Source organism: Gloeobacter kilaueensis JS1 (assembly GCF_000484535.1).
In the GTDB taxonomy this organism is placed as follows: domain Bacteria; phylum Cyanobacteriota; class Cyanobacteriia; order Gloeobacterales; family Gloeobacteraceae; genus Gloeobacter; species Gloeobacter kilaueensis.
In genome coordinates this window covers 1,219,120-1,235,268 of record NC_022600.1, presented here as the reverse complement: position 1 = coordinate 1,235,268, position 16,149 = coordinate 1,219,120, and the positions used below count along the sequence as shown (strand labels likewise).

16 protein-coding genes are annotated in these 16,149 nt (G+C 61.7%); 8 read left to right on the top strand and 8 right to left on the bottom strand.

The window, feature by feature from the left end:
* Positions 1–5: 5 nt before the first annotated feature.
* Positions 6–536, bottom strand: coding sequence for a molybdopterin adenylyltransferase (gene mog / locus GKIL_RS05910; protein ID WP_023172542.1), 531 nt, complete (start codon positions 534–536; stop codon positions 6–8).
* Positions 533–2,824 carry a WD40 repeat domain-containing serine/threonine protein kinase gene (locus GKIL_RS22370; protein ID WP_144080329.1) on the bottom strand — a complete coding sequence of 764 codons (2,292 nt, stop codon included), beginning with the start codon at positions 2,822–2,824 and terminating at the stop codon, positions 533–535. The genes mog and GKIL_RS22370 overlap by 4 nt, the downstream gene beginning before the upstream one ends.
* 94 nt (positions 2,825–2,918) lie before the next feature.
* Between GKIL_RS22370 and GKIL_RS05895 the strand changes: the two genes are divergently transcribed.
* Positions 2,919–3,317, top strand: coding sequence for a DUF3119 family protein (locus GKIL_RS05895; protein WP_023172540.1), 399 nt, complete (start codon positions 2,919–2,921; stop codon positions 3,315–3,317).
* Positions 3,314–3,928, top strand: coding sequence for a glycerol-3-phosphate 1-O-acyltransferase PlsY (gene plsY, locus GKIL_RS05890; protein ID WP_023172539.1), 615 nt, complete (start codon positions 3,314–3,316; stop codon positions 3,926–3,928). The genes GKIL_RS05895 and plsY overlap by 4 nt, the downstream gene beginning before the upstream one ends.
* Before the next feature lie 27 nt (positions 3,929–3,955).
* Here plsY and GKIL_RS05885 read toward each other — a convergent pair whose 3' ends face one another.
* The 4 genes from GKIL_RS05885 to GKIL_RS05870 form a co-directional block, all read right to left on the bottom strand.
* Positions 3,956–4,603 carry a Uma2 family endonuclease gene (locus GKIL_RS05885; RefSeq protein WP_023172538.1) on the bottom strand — a complete coding sequence of 216 codons (648 nt, stop codon included), beginning with the start codon at positions 4,601–4,603 and terminating at the stop codon, positions 3,956–3,958.
* Positions 4,604–5,106: 503 nt separating this feature from the next.
* Positions 5,107–5,310, bottom strand: coding sequence for a DUF6737 family protein (locus tag GKIL_RS05880; protein ID WP_023172536.1), 204 nt, complete (start codon positions 5,308–5,310; stop codon positions 5,107–5,109).
* Positions 5,307–6,116 (bottom strand): ATP-dependent sacrificial sulfur transferase LarE, encoded by an 810-nt coding sequence (gene larE, locus GKIL_RS05875; RefSeq protein ID WP_245595901.1) that lies wholly within the window; start codon positions 6,114–6,116, stop codon positions 5,307–5,309. Before larE ends, GKIL_RS05880 begins: the two co-directional genes overlap by 4 nt.
* A 20-nt stretch (positions 6,117–6,136) precedes the next feature.
* The gene (locus GKIL_RS05870) at positions 6,137–6,949 is read right to left on the bottom strand and encodes a PHP domain-containing protein (RefSeq protein ID WP_023172534.1); all 813 of its coding nucleotides are present in this window, start codon (positions 6,947–6,949) and stop codon (positions 6,137–6,139) included.
* A gap of 148 nt (positions 6,950–7,097) precedes the next feature.
* Between GKIL_RS05870 and GKIL_RS05865 the strand changes: the two genes are divergently transcribed.
* From GKIL_RS05865 to cysK, 4 genes are read left to right on the top strand one after another with little or no spacing between them, the layout of a single operon-like run.
* A complete protein-coding gene (locus tag GKIL_RS05865; protein WP_023172533.1) occupies positions 7,098–8,036 on the top strand; it encodes an NAD-dependent epimerase/dehydratase family protein in 939 nt (312 codons plus the stop codon).
* 46 nt (positions 8,037–8,082) lie between these two features.
* Positions 8,083–8,931, top strand: a complete 849-nt coding sequence (locus GKIL_RS05860) for an alpha/beta fold hydrolase (protein WP_023172532.1) — start codon at positions 8,083–8,085, stop codon at positions 8,929–8,931.
* Between the two features lie 45 nt (positions 8,932–8,976).
* Entirely contained in the window at positions 8,977–9,402 is a 426-nt protein-coding gene (locus GKIL_RS05855; RefSeq protein ID WP_041244413.1) for an RrF2 family transcriptional regulator, read from the top strand.
* Positions 9,403–9,408: 6 nt separating this feature from the next.
* Positions 9,409–10,374: a cysteine synthase A gene (gene cysK, locus GKIL_RS05850; RefSeq protein WP_023172530.1), complete on the top strand. Its 966-nt coding sequence runs from the start codon at positions 9,409–9,411 to the stop codon at positions 10,372–10,374.
* 4 nt (positions 10,375–10,378) lie between these two features.
* Here the strand turns inward: cysK and GKIL_RS05845 are convergent, their stop codons facing one another.
* Both GKIL_RS05845 and plsX read right to left on the bottom strand, forming a co-directional pair.
* Positions 10,379–12,778: a TonB family protein gene (locus GKIL_RS05845; protein WP_023172529.1), complete on the bottom strand. Its 2,400-nt coding sequence runs from the start codon at positions 12,776–12,778 to the stop codon at positions 10,379–10,381.
* Positions 12,779–13,085: 307 nt separating this feature from the next.
* Positions 13,086–14,078 (bottom strand): phosphate acyltransferase PlsX, encoded by a 993-nt coding sequence (plsX, locus tag GKIL_RS05840; RefSeq protein WP_023172528.1) that lies wholly within the window; start codon positions 14,076–14,078, stop codon positions 13,086–13,088.
* 216 nt (positions 14,079–14,294) lie between these two features.
* Here plsX and GKIL_RS05835 point away from each other — a divergent pair, with 216 nt between their 5' ends.
* Complete coding sequence (locus tag GKIL_RS05835) at positions 14,295–14,765, top strand: hypothetical protein (protein ID WP_023172527.1); 471 nt, start codon at positions 14,295–14,297, stop codon at positions 14,763–14,765.
* The gene (tgt, locus tag GKIL_RS05830) at positions 14,755–15,891 is read left to right on the top strand and encodes a tRNA guanosine(34) transglycosylase Tgt (RefSeq protein WP_051382690.1); all 1,137 of its coding nucleotides are present in this window, start codon (positions 14,755–14,757) and stop codon (positions 15,889–15,891) included. The genes GKIL_RS05835 and tgt overlap by 11 nt, the downstream gene beginning before the upstream one ends.
* Positions 15,892–16,149: the final 258 nt, after the last annotated feature.

Below are 16,149 nucleotides of genomic sequence, written 5' to 3'. Positions count from 1 at the left end.
CGGCGCTACGAGCGGGGGCGAAACGCCTGGATCACCGCCGGATCGACTTCCAGGTACGGTCCGCCGATGAGGTCGATGCAGTAGGGCACTGCCGGAAAGACCGCCTCCAGGCACTCGCGGATCGACTTGGGTTTGCCGGGCAGGTTGATGATGAGCCCCCGGCCCCGCGTACCGGCGGTCTGCCTTGAAAGAATGGCGGTCGGAACGTACCGGAGCGAGACAGAGCGCATCAGTTCGCCAAAACCGGGCAGGAGCTTGTCACAGACTGCCTCGGTCGCCTCGGGGGTGACATCGCGGGGGGCAGGGCCGGTGCCGCCGGTGGTGACCACCAGACAGCAGCCCTCGCCATCGATGAGCTGAATGAGTTCGCGCTCGATCGTCGGTCGATCGTCGCTGATCAATCGATAGACCGGCTGCCATTCGCTTTTGAGATAGCGCTTTAACGTCTCGACAATCGCCGGGCCGGAAAGATCGTCGTAGACCCCGGCGCTCGCCCGGTCGGAGGCGGTGAGGACGCCGATCTTGATGGTACTCATGGGCTGAGAGAAGCGTCGCTGGAAGTGCGCCGCCAGATTCGGATCGTCGGGTCGTCGCCGGCCACGATCAGGCTCGTTCCGTCCGGGCTGAAGGCGAGGGCGTTGATCGGGCGGCCAGTGGGCTTAAAAGTCTGCTCCAGTTCCCCGGTGGGTAACCGCCAGAGCCGGACAGTCCGATCGTCGCTGCCGGTGGCGAGCAGTTTGCCGTCGGGGCTGATGGCGACGGCGTTGACGGCGCGCTCGTGCTCGGAGAGCGTGCGCAGCAATTTGCCGCTTGCGGGATCCCAGAGCCTGGCAGCGCCGTCGCTGCTACCGGTAGCAAGCAGGCTGCCGTCAAGACTGAAGGCGATGGCGCGCACCGCTCCGGCGTGGCCGCTCAACGTGCGCAATGGCTCATCACCGCCTGCTACCTCCCACAGCCGCAGGGTGCGATCGTCGCTGCCGGTGGCGAGCAGTTTGCCGTCGGGACTGAAGGCGAGGGCCCGCACCGCGTCGGTGTGGCCGCTCAACGTGCGCAGTAGCTCACCGCTCTCGGCGTTCCAGAGTTTGACGGTGCCATCGGCGCTGCCACCGGCGATCACCTGCTCGTCGGGGCTGACGGCGACGGCGAGCACTGCACCGGAGTAGCCGTTCAGGGTGCGCTGCAACTGGCCGCTCTCGCCGTCCCAGAGGCGGATGCTCCTGTCACTGCCGCCGCTTATCACGAGCGGACGGCTGCGGGCGAGGGCGACCGACCGCACCGAGTCGAGGTTGTCGCTCAGGCTCAAACCGGCGGTACCGTCGCCCAGATTCCAGAGCCGCACGGTGCGGTCGCTGCCGCCGCTGGCAAGTTTCGTGCCGTCGGCGCTTACCGCCAGGGCGCTCACCGGTTGGGTGTGCCCCTCCAGCCGCGAGGCGCTCTCAAAAAGCGGCAGGTTTTTATGGACTGCCGCTTTTTCGTTCTCGGGCCGATGGATCTCAAGGCGCTGCACCTGAATGCCGCTGTTGCCCTCGCTCACCGAGGCTGCAGCAGGCTTTGGCGCGGGTGGCTTCGGCGGAGCCTGGGAGCGGGACGACCAGAAAAGGGCCGCCCCACCGCCCACGACGACCGCCAGACCGAGGCCCGCCCCCAGCAGGAGCGCCAGTGAACCCGGCCCTGTAGTCGTCGTCGGCTCCGGTGGGTTCTGCACCCTGGCTTTCACCGCCGCCGCTTTAGGCGAAGTGGCCGTGGCGGCAAAAACCGTGTCGGCCCGCGCCGGTTCACCCGCTTCCACCTGCGGGCGCTGGTGCGTCGGTGCCACGAGCAGGTGCGTCGGTGCCACCAGCCCCGCCTGCAACCGTTCGCTCAGCTCCTGCATCGAGGCGGGCCGCTGGTCCGGATTTTTTGCAAGACAACTCATGATTGCCCTGGCAATTTCGGCAGGAACCGCCTCACCCAGCTTCAAGCTGCTCAGATCGGTGGGCTGATCGTGGTTGTGGGCCTGGTACCAGCCGGCAAAGGAGTTGGTCTGCGGCTGCAGCGGCAACTGGCCGGTGAGCATCTGGTAGAGCACGATGCCCAGCGAGTAGATGTCGGTGCGCCCGTCGAGGTCTTCGCCGCGCAACTGCTCGGGAGAAGCGTAGTCGCAGGTACCGATAAAGCCCATGTTGGTGCCGAGGGCGAGGCTGACGTCGCTCACCGCCTTGGCGATGCCAAAGTCAAGAATCTTGGTGAACTCGTTTCCTCTGCCCCGGTCCATGACAAAGATGTTGCTGGGCTTGATGTCGCGGTGGACGACGCCCATGATCTGTCTGCCGCCCAGGTGCGTGCGCACCGAGTGGGCGTATTGCAGACTTTCGCAGATCTGGACGGCGAGGCGGATGGTCCGCTCCAGCGAAAGCGGCCCCTCGTGGAGAATCACTTCTTTGAGACTGCGGCCCAGGGGCGGCGCTCCCAGGTACTCCATCACCAGGTAGGGCCGCTGATCGTCGATACCGAAGTCGCTCACCTGAATGATGCCGGGCTGGCTTGCCAATAGCGCACACAGCTGCGCTTCCTGCTCGAAGCGGCGGTGCAACTGCTCGAAGAGCTTGCCGTCGCCCACCAGATTCTGCAACAGCACCTTGATGGCGACAGACTTGTCCGCCAGCCGCGTATCGGCGGCCTCGTACACCTTGCCCATGCCGCCGCCATCGATAAAGCGCACCAGACGGTAGCGCCCGTCGATCAGTGAGCCTACAGAAAGCGGTTTGGGCGGCGATTCCATCGAGCGCACCTCGGGACGATCACTACTGTAGTCCGCCTGCTGAACAGCGACCGGTACTCTCATCCAAAATCGGCAGAACCCTAGGGATATTCGCGACCGTGGCTGGGAGCCTCTTGGGCGCACGGTACGATGAATCTAGCCGTTCGCGCACCGACTTGTGTTCACGGACCCCTTTGCCCCGCCCCCTTCGAGCGCCCGCGTCGTCTCGCCCCGGCCCTGGTTGAGCCTGGCGGTGATCGTCCTGGGCCTGCTGGCGGTGCGCTGGATTCTGGGCATCGGTCTGCTGCTTGTGATCTTTGGTCTGTTTCTCGGTTTTCAGACCGCCACGGTGCGCCTTGTCTTCGCCGCCGAAGCCTTCGAGGTCTGGCAGTACCGCCGCCGGGTGGTGAGCTTTCCTTACAAGGACTGGCTGAGCTGGAAGATTTTCTGGCCGGGGCTGCCGATTCTTTTTTACTTTCGCGAAGTCTACAGCCCCCACTTCATCCCGATGCTCTTCGACGAGCAGCAGTTGCGCCTGTACCTCGAACAATTCTTGCCCCAGACGGTGCGGCGATGAACTGGCCTCTCATCCTCGCTACCTGGCTGCTTGCCTACTTGATTGGCTCCTTTCCGGCGGGTTATCTGGCGGGCCGCCTCCTCAAGGGCATCGACATCCGCGAGCAGGGTTCCGGCTCAACCGGGGCGACCAACGTCCTGCGCACCCTCGGCAAAGGTCCGGCGATTGCCGTCCTCCTCATCGACGTATTGAAAGGACTGGTAGCGATCCTGATGGCCCGCGCCCTATTGGGCGACAACGGAAGCTGGGCCATCGTCGGAGCCGGACTTGCGGCCATCGTCGGTCACAGCTGGCCCATCTGGCTTGGCTTTCGCGGCGGCAAATCCGTAGCGGTGAGCATCGGCATCGTCTTTGGGCTGCAGTGGCAGGTGGGGCTGACCCTCTTTGCTATCTGGGGACTCTGCTTCGGGGCCACCCGGATCGTCTCCTTCGCCTCGATCGTCGCTGCCCTCGCCGCCCCGATTGGCTTTTACCTCTGGGGCACCTCATTGCCCTTTATTTTGTTCGGCCTGGCCGGCGGCCTCTCCGTCGTCTTCCGGCACCGCAGCAACATTGCCCGCCTGCTTAAGGGCACCGAGCCCAAAATCGGCAGCTCCTCTCCTGCCCGCTGAAATGATTCCCGCCCAGCACGCAGCCTCTTAGCGGAACTGCTGCAACAGCCAGCGGTTTACAGCTCCGTCATCCTCGCTCTGGCTGCGCCGCAGTGCTTCTTCTACCACCGACAAAAATAGGCCGCTCAATACCGCCGACACCTGAATTTGACGGCTACCTCCATCCGCAACGGCAAAGGCGACAATCGCTGCAGCTTCGACGTTCACTACCCAGTACTCTCGTACTCCGAGCCGCTCGTACAGCAGGCGCTTCTGGCCCAGATCATCGCTCAGGGTCGTGGAAGCCACTTCAATCACCAGCGCAGGAGGAGTGTACAGATTCAGATCGACAGGACTGTTGCTCCGAGGGATATCCGGCAATTCCGCACCGATATAAAACGCGAGATCCGGCTGGCATTCTTGTTCACCGGCTTTGCGGAAACTGCCGTTGGTCATAGATAAAAACGGCAGATCCTTCAAGGTTGCGTACAGGCTCACGACCGACGCCAGCACTGCGTTATCGCGTCCATGAGCAAATCCAATAGGCACCGTTTCAACCCTCATCCAACCGGCATCGTAGTAACACCTCGCCTGTTCCAATTCGGGGCGGTTCACTATCGCCAGAAATCCTTCCCAGGAAGCTGGTATCCAGCTCTCTGTGATCAAATTTGGGGGTGTCGGCAGAATATTGACCATCGGTGTCTATCTCCCGGCAAAATCAGGCAGGTTCAGAAAGAATATTCTGCAGTTCGCCTGCCACTGGAGCTTCCTGAAGCCCATCAAATTGCGGATGGAGAGTAACTTCAAAGTATCAGTACTCCAGCAATGAGTACATTATGCTGGCGTCCGGGCGTTCCTGTAATGGCTATGGTCCAATTCGACCCACGCCTGTACCAGCAAGGTCCATCGAGTCTCAGCGCTCTGTACACTTATGGAGCGAACATCGCTTGCAGTACGTCCAAAACCTTCAGCATCGTGTCAGAACACCTGGAGCGGCAAGGATCTCAACATAGTCGGTGAGACCCGCCTCTTCTAGCAAGGGTCTGGGCAACCGAACGCCGCGCGAGTTTCCGATCTTGATCAGCTTTGTTCTCATACGTGCCCCTTCCACTTAAACGTACTTACAGCGTAGCTACGGTACTCCGCTGCGGTTCCACTGTATTGCCGCCGTTCCTGGAATTGAGCCGTGTCCGATGGGCTCAGTCAGGATAGGAGCGGCGCATCAGCCGGGGCCAGACAAATAAAAAGTAAATCATCCAGACGAGGACAGGGGCGGAGATGAGGATCCACCAGAAGGAGAGGCCCAATCCCCAATAGGTGATGCCAATCCAGCCACAGCCGGTGAGGAGAATCGACCACGGCTGGCACCACCAGGGTTTGTGTCGCCAGGGGCTGCTGGTCATGGTTTTTGGGTGTAGCGCTGCAGTTGCTCGGGCGGCAGGACGGAGTTGAGTTTGCCGCTCCGGTAGCCTTCGAGGTCGAGGGTGACGAGCTTGTAGCCAAAAGACTGGAAGGCGCGCACCAGTTCGGCGAGGTCGATGCGCAGGACGAATTCTTTGATGCGCTCGGGGGCAAGTTCGATGCGGGCGGTGTCGCCGGAGGAGCGGACCCGAAAGTCCCGCTCGCCCAGGCGGCGCATAAAGCGCTCGGCGGCAGCGAGGCGCAAGAGTTTTTCGCGGTCGATAGATTCGCCGTAGGGAAAGCGCGAGGCGAGGCAGGGCATGGCCGGTTTGTCCCAGGTGGAAAGACCCAATCGGCGGCTCAGTGCGCGCACGTCGAGCTTGCTGAAGCCCGCTTCGATGAGAGGCGAGCGGACGCCTTTTTCGCGGGCGGCCTGAAAGCCGGGGCGGTAGTCGCCCAGATCGTCGAGGTTCGCTCCGTCGAGGACGGTCTCGATGCCCCAACTCTGGGCGAGGGGAACCAGTTTGCCGTGCAGTTCGCTCTTGCAAAAGTAGCAGCGATTCGCCGGGTTGGCGCTGTAATTCGGATCGTCCAGTTCGGCAGTTTCGATAATCTCGTGGCGGATGCCGATGGCGACGGCCTGGCGGACGGCGTCTTCGAGGTCTTCGGCCATCAGAGCGGGGGAGGCGGCGGTCACGGCGAGGGCGCGATCGCCCAGCGCGTCGAAGGCGACCTTGGCCACCAGGGTGCTATCGACGCCGCCGGAGTAGGCGACCAGTACGCGCTCAAAGCCAGTAAGGAGCGCCATGAGTCGGGCGTGCTTGTCGATCATGCAATGGCGGTGGGGAGGTTGGCGAGGCGCTTGAGCGGTTCGAGCAGGCTGAGGGGAAGGCGGAGCATGTTGAGGCTGACGCCATCTTTGTTGTCGCCGTGAAAGTCACTGCCGCCGGTAGCGATGAGGCTCCACTCGCGGCAGAGGACCTCGAGGCGGGCACTCTGGCGGGGGGTGTGCTCGCAGTGGTAGACTTCGAGACCCTGCAGCCCGGCGGCGACGAGGACAGGAAGTACGGCCTCGACATTGCCGCCGCGAAAGAGCATCGGGTGCGCCCAGACGGTGACAGCGCCGCACTCCCGCAGCCGCTCGATACCCTCGGCAGCGCTCAGGTGCTCGTAGGGAACGTAGGCGGGTTTGCCCTCGCCGATCCAGCGCTGAAAGGCTTGCTGTTCGTCTTTGATATAACCGGCTTCCTTGAGGGCGCGGGCGATGTGAAAGCGGCCCGGCGTCGAGGCGCGGGGCATCTCGATGGGATAGCCCAGATCCGCAAGGCGCTCGACGGTGCTGCGCGCCCGGCGCACGCGGGCGGCGTGGCGCTCCTCAAGAAAAGGAGTCAGTTTCGCTTGATCCGGATAAAAACCGAGGACGTGCAGGGAACAGCCGTTGTGCAGAGTGCTCAGTTCGACCCCCGGCACCAGTTCGAGGCCGTACTGCGCGCAGGCAAGACGCGCCTCGTCCCAACCTGTGAGGGTGTCGTGATCGGTAATTGCAAGGGCCTGAATACCGGCTCCCGCCGCCGCCGCCACCAGTTCGCCCGGCGTCAGCGTGCCGTCAGAACAGGTGGTGTGACAGTGCAGTTCGATCATGCGGCACAGCCAGGGAGCGACACCACCACGCTAACAGATGCGCTTTAAGCCGGAGAAGCAGCGGCTACGAAAGTCGAAAAATCTGTTCAGAAAAACCTTCTATAATTTAAGATTCGAGAGACCACTCTGCTCGGGAGGTTGGAAACCCTTGAACGGCGGGACGCAGCGCAGGAACGTCTTCATTACCGGGGCTAGCGGTTGTGTGGGCCAGTACCTGCTCGATATCCTGGTCGAAGACGATCGATACAACCTGTTTTTGCTTCTAAGAGATCCGCTCAAGCTCAAAAGCAGCATCCGCCACCATCCCCGCGTCACGATTATCCAGGCGAATCTGGCGGACCGCTCGCTCTACCAGCCGTTTCTCGACGAAGCTGACTTTCTCATTCACATGGCCACCTCCTGGGGCGGCGCTGAGATCACCTATCAGGTCAACGTCGTCCAGAGTCTGGCGCTCATGAATGCCGTCAACCGCGAGCGCTGCCGCAAGATTCTTTATTTTTCGACCAGCAGTATCCTCGACGGCGATCACAAGCCCCTCGAATTTGCCCGGCAAGAAGGCACCGACTACGTGCGCTCCAAATTTATCTGTCATGAGCGGCTGAGCGAGCTGGACGTTTACGAGCGGATCACGACGCTCTTTCCGGCGCTCATCCTGGCGGCGGGCAAGGACAAGCCCGTCTCCCACGTCTCCTCCGGCATTCCTAAATTGACGCGCTGGCTGGGAGTGGCCCGATTTTTTAAGACAGATGCGAGCTTTCACTTTATCCACGCCCACGATATTGCCCTGGTGACGCACTACCTGCTCGATCACGACACGGAGAGCAAAGAACTCGTCCTGGGCAATCCGGCGATCACCTTCAACGAATGTGTCGAGCAGTTCTGCGCCTTTTTTGGTAAGCGCGTACCGGTGCGCTTCGAGTTGACCCTGGGCCTGGCAGAGTGGATCATCAAAATCTTCCAAATCCAGATGAGTCCCTGGGATTACTACTACTTCAAGCAGCGCCACTTCCGCTACAACGCGATCAATCCCGCCACCTTTGGCCTCAATACGCCCTTCAGCACCCTGGCCGGTATCCTGGCGGAATAGGCGCGCCCGCAAGCAGCGCCTAAGCTGAAAAAAACTACCGACTGCGATGCCCTACGTCACCATCGACGGCACCGAACACTTTTATACCCTGGAGGGCACCGCCCGGTCCGGCCAGGTACCGAGGGTCTTCGTACATGGCTGGTGTGGCTCCTCGCGCTACTGGGAGCCGCTCATTGCCGACAGTGCCAATAGAACCCTCTGCCTGAGCTACGACCTGCGCGGTTTTGGCCGCTCGCGCCTCACCGCCACCGCCTCGCGCGACTTTTCTTTAGAAGCCTACAGCCGCGAACTCCTGGCCCTCATCGATCATCTCGGTTTCGAGCGCATCGACCTCAATGCCCACTCGATGGGTGCGTCGATCGGCCTTGCCTTTGCCAATTTGTTCCCCGAGCGCGTGCGCCGCCTTATCCTCACCTGCACCGGCGTCTTCGAGTACGAGATGCTGCTGTTTGAGACGTTTTATCTGGCAAGCAACATCGTCATCGCCCTGCGCCCAGCCTGGATCGTGCATCTTCCTCCAATCCGCACCGCCTTTCAGCGCCGCTTTGTCCATAAACTGCTCGAAGATCGTTGGGCGCGCTTGTTTCTCGAAGATTATGTCGTCGCCAGCAGTGCTGCTGCCAGGGGAACGCTCTACAGCTCGATCGGCAAACACGCCACCTACCAGATGCCGGACGCCTTTCGCCAGTTGCAGGTACCGACACTGCTGATTAGCGGCGAGCGCGATCAGATTATTCCGGCGACAGGCGCGCGGCGGGCGAGCGAGCTGAATCCCCAGCTGCGGCTGGAAGTGATCCCGGCCACCGGCCACTTTCCAATGCTCGAAGCCCAGCGCGACTACCAGCAGATTGTCGAGCGCTTCTTGACAGAAACAGACGAATCCCCACCTGGGTAGGGGAGATTGAGTATGATGGGAACGAGCCTTTCAAAGGTGTGTGCTGTGGAACTTTCCGCTAAAAGTGAATATGCATTGCTCGCGATGTTGCAACTGGCCCTGGGCCACAACAAGGGTGAGCCGATGCAGATCAAAGAAATTGCCCAGTGCCAGTGCATTCCCGACCGCTACCTCGAGCAGCTGCTCGCTGACCTGCGCCGCCACGGCCTGGTCAAGTCGCAGCGCGGCGCGCGGGGCGGTTACCTGCTCGCCCGCGAGCCTTTTGCGATCAACCTGCTTGAAATTGTCCAGTGCATCGAAGGGCAGGAAGAAAGGGAAGTGCCGAGTAACTGCACGATCGAGGCGGCGCTGGTGCGCGATGTCTGGGCCGAATCGCGCCAGGCTGCCGAGCAGGTGCTCAAAAACTATTCGCTGCAAAAGCTCTGCGAACTGCACGACCGCCGCCAGAGCACCGTCATGTACTACATCTAAATTGCCATGAACATTGCCCACGACATTACCGAACTGATTGGCCGCACGCCGCTGGTGCAACTCAACCGCATCCCGGCTTCCGAAGGGGCGCTTGCCCGGATCGTCGTCAAGCTCGAAAGCGCCAATCCCGCCTCCTCGGTCAAAGACCGCATCGGTGTCTCGATGATCGATGAGGCCGAAAAGCAGGGTCTGATTCTGCCCGGCAAGACCACCCTGGTCGAACCCACCTCCGGCAACACCGGCATTGCCCTCGCGATGGTGGCGGCGGCGCGGGGCTACCGGCTCATCCTGGCCATGCCCGAGACGATGAGCAGTGAGCGCCGGGCCCTGCTGCGCGCCTACGGTGCCCAGCTCGAACTCACCCCCGGCTCCGAGGGAATGCGCGGGGCGATCCGCCGCGCCGAGCAGATTGTCCGCGAGATACCGGGCGCTTTTATGCCCCAGCAGTTCCGCAACCCGGCCAACCCCAAGATCCACCGCGAGACGACCGCCGAAGAACTCTGGCGCGACACCGATGGTCAGATGGACATCTTTATTGCCGGGGTCGGCACGGGCGGCACGATTACGGGCGTCGGCGAAGTCTGGAAGGCGCGCAAGCCCGGCGTGCAGATCATCGCCGTCGAACCCGCCGGTAGCCCGGTGCTCTCGGGCGGCAATCCGGGAATGCACCTGATTCAGGGCATCGGGGCGGGCTTCGTGCCCGAGGTGCTGCGCCGGGATGTGATCGATGAAGTGATCGCTGTTCCCGACGACAAGTCGATCGAGTACAGCCGCCGCCTCGCCAAAGAAGAAGGACTGCTCTCGGGCATCTCCACCGGAGCGGCCCTCTGGGCAGCGCTGCAGGTGGCAAAGCGGCCCGAGAACACCGGCAAGCTCATCGTCTTCATCCAGCCCAGTTTCGGCGAGCGCTACTTGAGCACGGTGCTCTTCCAGAACGAAGGCCAGTCCCCTGCCACTGCCGCCCGCACCTGACATCTCAGGGCCGGGTGATATCGACGCGGCGCTCGTAAAGCTTCTTAAGGGTCGCAATGTCGCGGGCTGAGGGTCCAGTGGCACCGTGGACGCTCGGATACATCAGATCGTCGATGCTGTCGCTGTGGCCATACATCCCCAGGGCGTGGCCGAATTCGTGGGCAGCGACTGCCCCAAACAGTTTTAACCGCCCCTCGGGCCGCAGTCTGAGCGGGTAGTACAGGTTGATGTTGACGAGGGGAGCGGCCATACGGCTGCCGAAGGCGCGGGGGTCGAAACTGCTCAGAGCGTAGTCGGTGTATCCGGCGATCCCTCTGAGCAAAAAGTAAGAGTAGACGACGGTAATATCGGCGTCGGTCGATTGATTCACCCGCTCAAAGCGCACGGTGCCATCGCTCAACTCTTCCCAGGTTTTGACGGCCCGCCAGGTGGCCTCGTCGTACTCGGGACTCGGAGCAGCGGCTATATAGACTTTGATCGGCTGGCGATCGAAGCGGACCGTCACCTGCCGGGTCGCCGTTCCGGACTTGCCAAATAGATACAGAACGTTGTCGAGGTAATCCGCTCCCTGGGCCGGTGCCGGGGCGGGTTCTTGAGCAAAAAGTCCCACCAGGCGGTTGGAGTAGTCCGGCAGCGCCAGACCGTAGATCGTCGCGTGGTGGCGGTAGTAGGCGAGCTGATCCTCCCCGATCGAGGCACCCGCTTCGTCGATGAGGGCCTGATAGGCGCTCGCCAGCAGCAGCAGGCTATTGGATACTTTGGCCTGCAGGTGAACGGCGCGCTCAAGATCTCCGATTGCCGGCGGAACGTTGTCGAGGTTGAGCAATTTTTCGGCCCGCCGCTCGTAGCTCCAGCCCAGAGCTTCGCGGGCGTTGCGCGAGGGAAAGTTTGCCAGCGAGAGCTTGAAAGTGTCGATCGCTTTATTCCAATCTTGCCGGGATGCCGCTGCGACGCCCTCGTTGTACAGTTCGAGTCCGCGCTTCGCCGTCGGTTGGGCGACTGCAGCACCCACATCCTCAGCGGGAGCGGGCAATTTCAAAACCCGCTCCGGCGGATCGGGCTGGAAGCTGAGGGGCTGCTTGATCGAGACGCCGACGACCTGGCCGCCGTAGAGCAACGAGGCAAAGGCAGCCTTGACGGAACCGCTGCGATCCAGGAGCACTTCCCGCGCCGGTAAGACCTCCGATTCGGCGCTGATCGGTGTTTTGGCTTTGCCGATTGTTTCGAGGACCAGCCGGTGACCGAAGGGCGGGGTGGTGACCATCTTGCCGGCCACGACTGTTCCGGAGCGCACCAGGGGGACGCCGTTGCGATCGAGCACGTCGTCGAGAATCTTGCCGGTGACGGCGATGGTGTCTCCCTGGCGTATATCTTTGATGTTCTGGATGTCCAGGCGCACCGGTAAAACAGTTCCGGCCTTGAGGCGCAGGGGCGCACTCTGCCAGTCCGGCGGGTGTCTGGTAATCGCGATCGCCGTGCCATCTGTTTTTGCCTGCCAGGCGCGCTCACTGTCGGCGGTCTCGACCTGAACCTGCAGGTTGCGGACATCGCCGGATCGGACCTGCTCGAAGAGCTTCGTACTCGCTGCCTTCAGCACCTCTTCGCCGGGCTGCGCTCCAACGACAACCGCGAGCGTTCCCTGCTGGAGGTCTGCCCCGAGCACGTTGCCCCAGCCAAAGACCTGCTCGGCTTTGAGCAGGTTGGAGGGCGGCAGCGCTTCGAGTTTTGTCAGCTTTGCTGGGATAGGCTCCGGTTGCAGAACCGGAAGATGCACTTCTACGCCGCACAGTTGCAGGGGCAGGTCAAATTCAGCGTCGTTGCGCTCGATGCGGACAGTGATCGTCTCGTGGGGTTTGTGGGTTACGAGAATGGTACGGATGTCGCTGCCTGCTTTGACGGGCTGACCTGCCAGGGCAACGATCCGATCGTTTGGCCTGAGCTTTGCCTGCTCAGCGGACGGACAGGTGGCACCGCTCACGTAGACTTTTTCGGGCTTGCCATCCTGGGCAGGAATCCGGCTGGTCTCTACTCCCAAAAACACATTTCGCGGCTGGACAGTGGCAGCGGGTGTGGCTCCCGGTGCCAGGGTCAGCTCCACCTGCGCCTGCAGCACCTCCGACTCCTCCGGCAGGGGATTAAAAGGAACGGCGCTGCGCACGGCATCGGCTGCCGCCTTGTCCACCTCGGTGTCGCCGGAGGAAGTGGTCAAGCTCAAACCCCGGATCAGACCGGCGCGGTTGATCCGCACTTCCAGGACGACTGGCTTTTGCTGGTTGGTGGGCGCTTTCCACTGGGTGGCCACCCTCGCTCGAAAGCTCGAAAGCCAGCCGTCGAGACTACTTTGAGCGGCAACGGGAAGCGTGGATAGGGCAAGCGAAAATACCAGAGCGAGAAGATAACGCATGGAAGGCGGCTGAAAAATGTCCGCCTCTAATCATGCCCTACGAGCGGTAATTTATGAAGGGGGTTGCACCTGCAGGGCCAGTCAGTTATAGTGTTGGAGAACTTTACACTCACCAGATAGGGAGAGGGAGGTGGTGCCGATGAGTATACCTGATAGTAGCCTGAATCTTCGGACCGCAAACAGTCGGCTGTGCGCCGGAGCTGCTGCTCTCTAGAGAGTTTCCTTCCGGCAGTCAAGACTGCGGAATATCCAGATTCGCCGGGACGCCCCTGCAGACCTCTTCTGCAGGGGCGACTGGTTTTCAGGTTCAATTGCTGCCTGATTGCTGCAGAATGCGTTCGAGCACGCGGTTATCGACCGCCTCCTTGGCAAGTCGGATGGCGCTGAGGATGCCCTCGGCCTTTGAGGAACCGTGGGCGATGATGCAGACGCCGTTGATGCCCAAAAGCAAGCCACCGCCGTAGGCGGCGTAGTCCATGCGCTGCTTGACCTGGCGCAGGTTGTCCTGCATGACGGCGGTGCCGATTTTGCCGGTAAAGCCACGGGGTAGTTCTTCTTTGAGAATCTGGAGTGCCACCAGGCCCACCCCTTCGGCAAATTTGAGCAGGATATTGCCCACGAAGCCATCGCAGACGACGACATCGAACTGGCCAGTCATCACATCGCGCCCCTCGCAGTTCCCGGCAAAGGGGATGTTCGGATTCTTGTGAATCAATTCGTAGGCTTCTGCTACCGTCTCGTTGCCCTTGCCGCGCTCCTCGCCAATATTGAGCAGGCCCACCTGCGGTCTTTCGACCCCGAGGGCGTAGCGGCTGTAGAGCGCACCCATCAGGGCAAACTGTTCGAGAAAGCGCGCCCGGCAATCGGTGTTCGCCCCGGCATCAAGGAGCAGCACCCGCTTGCCCAGCTTCAAAGTCGGTAACAGCGCCCCGATCGCAGGCCGGTCGATGCCTCCCAGGCGGCCAATCTGCAGCAGGGCCGCCGCCATCGCCGCTCCGGTGTTACCGGCAGCCACCGCCGCATCGGCTTTGCCCTGTTTGACCAGATCCATCGTGATCACGATCGAGGATTTGCGCTTGCGGCGCACGGCAGTCGGTTCCTCGTCCATGCGCACCTGCTCGGGGGCGTCGATGATCTCGACGAGTTGGGCGGCGTTGAGCTTTCTCAGTTCGCGCGCCACCGCCTGGGCGTCGCCTACCAGGACAATCTCCACTCCCAACTGCGCACGCGCCAGCAAGGCACCGGCGACGATCTCCTGCGGGGCGTAATCTCCGCCCATCGCATCAACTGCGATGCGCATGGTTCCGTCCCATCCGCTCACTCCCCCTGCTCAACTATTTGAGGTTTGACGCTCGTGGTTCCGTAAACCACTGTAACGGAATGAACCGCGTTTCGCTCTTGCTCGAAAAGTTGGCGATCATTTGTCATTTTCCCGAGCCCTCTGGATATACTGTGCAGTAGGGCACAAGCTTGGACCGCTGGTTCTGCCGGCGACGATCCTCCTGAGGCTAAACGAATGAGTAAGCACCAGCCTGCACCTCCCTGCATCGTCGATGTCGGGCTCGTTGTCAACAAACAAGACATGATTCGAGTCCTCGAAGATCTGGGCAGGGTCAGCTACATGGACATCCAGGACGGTCAGGTCCGCCGCTGCGGTGAAGCCTACATCATGGAAGTCTTCAGCGATCCCGCCGGTGCCACGATGATCGCCAACCGCACCATCTACCTCAACGTCAACAGCTTCGACTGTCTCAGGCTCGACTGGCCCAGCGACGAGCGCCCCCAGTTCAACTTGATTCAAGAAGGGCGCATCGTCCGGCTCATCCCGGCTACCGACCCGCTCGAAGAGCGCGACAGCGAGGAGCCGACCCACACGATTCGCCATCGCCTCAATACCGGCCTGCGCTCGGTCGTCGAGGAAGTCCTGCTCGAATCCTCGCGCCTGAGCGAGGACTGGGACGACGACGACGACGATCTTGACGGCTAGTTTATTTAGTTTTCACATCGAACACCGCCTGGGAGCGGCGCGAGCCGCTACCTTCCAGACGCTTCACGGGCCTGTGACTACCCCCTGCTTTATGCCGGTGGGCACCCAGGCGACGGTAAAGACCCTCACCCCCGCCCAACTGGTCGAGGCCGGTGCCCAGATGATTCTGGCCAACACCTACCACCTCAGCCTGCAGCCAGGAGCTGAGATCGTCGCTGAGGCGGGCGGCCTGCACCACTTCATGCAGTGGCCCGGCCCGATCCTCACCGACTCAGGGGGATTTCAGGTCTTCAGCCTGAGCAGCCTGCGGACGATCGACGATGACGGGGTAACCTTTCGCGAACCCAGAAGCGGCAGCCTGGTGCGCTTTACCCCCGAGTACGCGATGGCCGTTCAGAACGCCCTCGGGGCGGACGTGGCGATGGCCTTCGACGAGTGCCCGCCCTATCCGGCTGAGCGATCGGCAGTCGAGCGGGCAGTGACGCGCACATTGCACTGGTTCGAGCGCTGCCTGGCGGCCCACCGCCGCAGCGATCAGGCTCTCTTTGGCATCGTTCAAGGAGGCGTCTGGCCCGATCTGCGCGCCCACTGCGCCGAAGTACTCGCATCAGCCGACCTGCCCGGCTACGCCATCGGCGGGGTGAGCGTCGGTGAACCAGGGATGCTCATCGAAAAGGTCGTGCGCGTCACCGCCCCGCTGCTGCCGGAGCACAAACCGCGCTATTTGATGGGCGTAGGTACTTTCCGCGAGCTTGCCCAGGCGGCGGCGGTGGGCGTCGATCTGTTTGATTGCGTCATGCCCACCCGCGTCGCCCGCCACGGCAGCGCCCTACTTATAAATGCCACCGGCGATCGGCGCATCAACCTCAAAAACGCCCAGTTCCGCCGCGACTTTGCACCCCTCGATACCCACTGTCCCTGCTACACCTGCCGCCACTTCAGCCGCGCCTATTTGAGCCATCTGGTGCGCAGCGGCGAGATTCTCGCCATGACCCTGCTTTCGATTCACAACATTGCCACCCTCAGCCGCTTCAGCGCCGAACTGCGCGCCGCTATCATCGACGGCTCGTTTACCCAACGCTTCGCCGCCTACCTGCAGCCCGAAGCGGAAGTAGAGCGAGGTTAAACAGAAACAATGAATCTTATAAGCATAAACTATATATGCTCAAACGAGTATCGAAGCTTGAAAACTCAGTAAGATGGGGTGGGATAAGTGCAACCCTGCCGGGAAGTAGTTCCATACTGCTTCCCTCTCTACTTGCAAAACCGAATCGTCCGCCCGTCGTCTTTCTGTGTCCGATTTTTCCCAAACCGGGGTGATGGTTCATCCCAATCGACCCGCAGGGTCGCTACATTGGAATTGAAAGCCTGACATTGGAGCGCG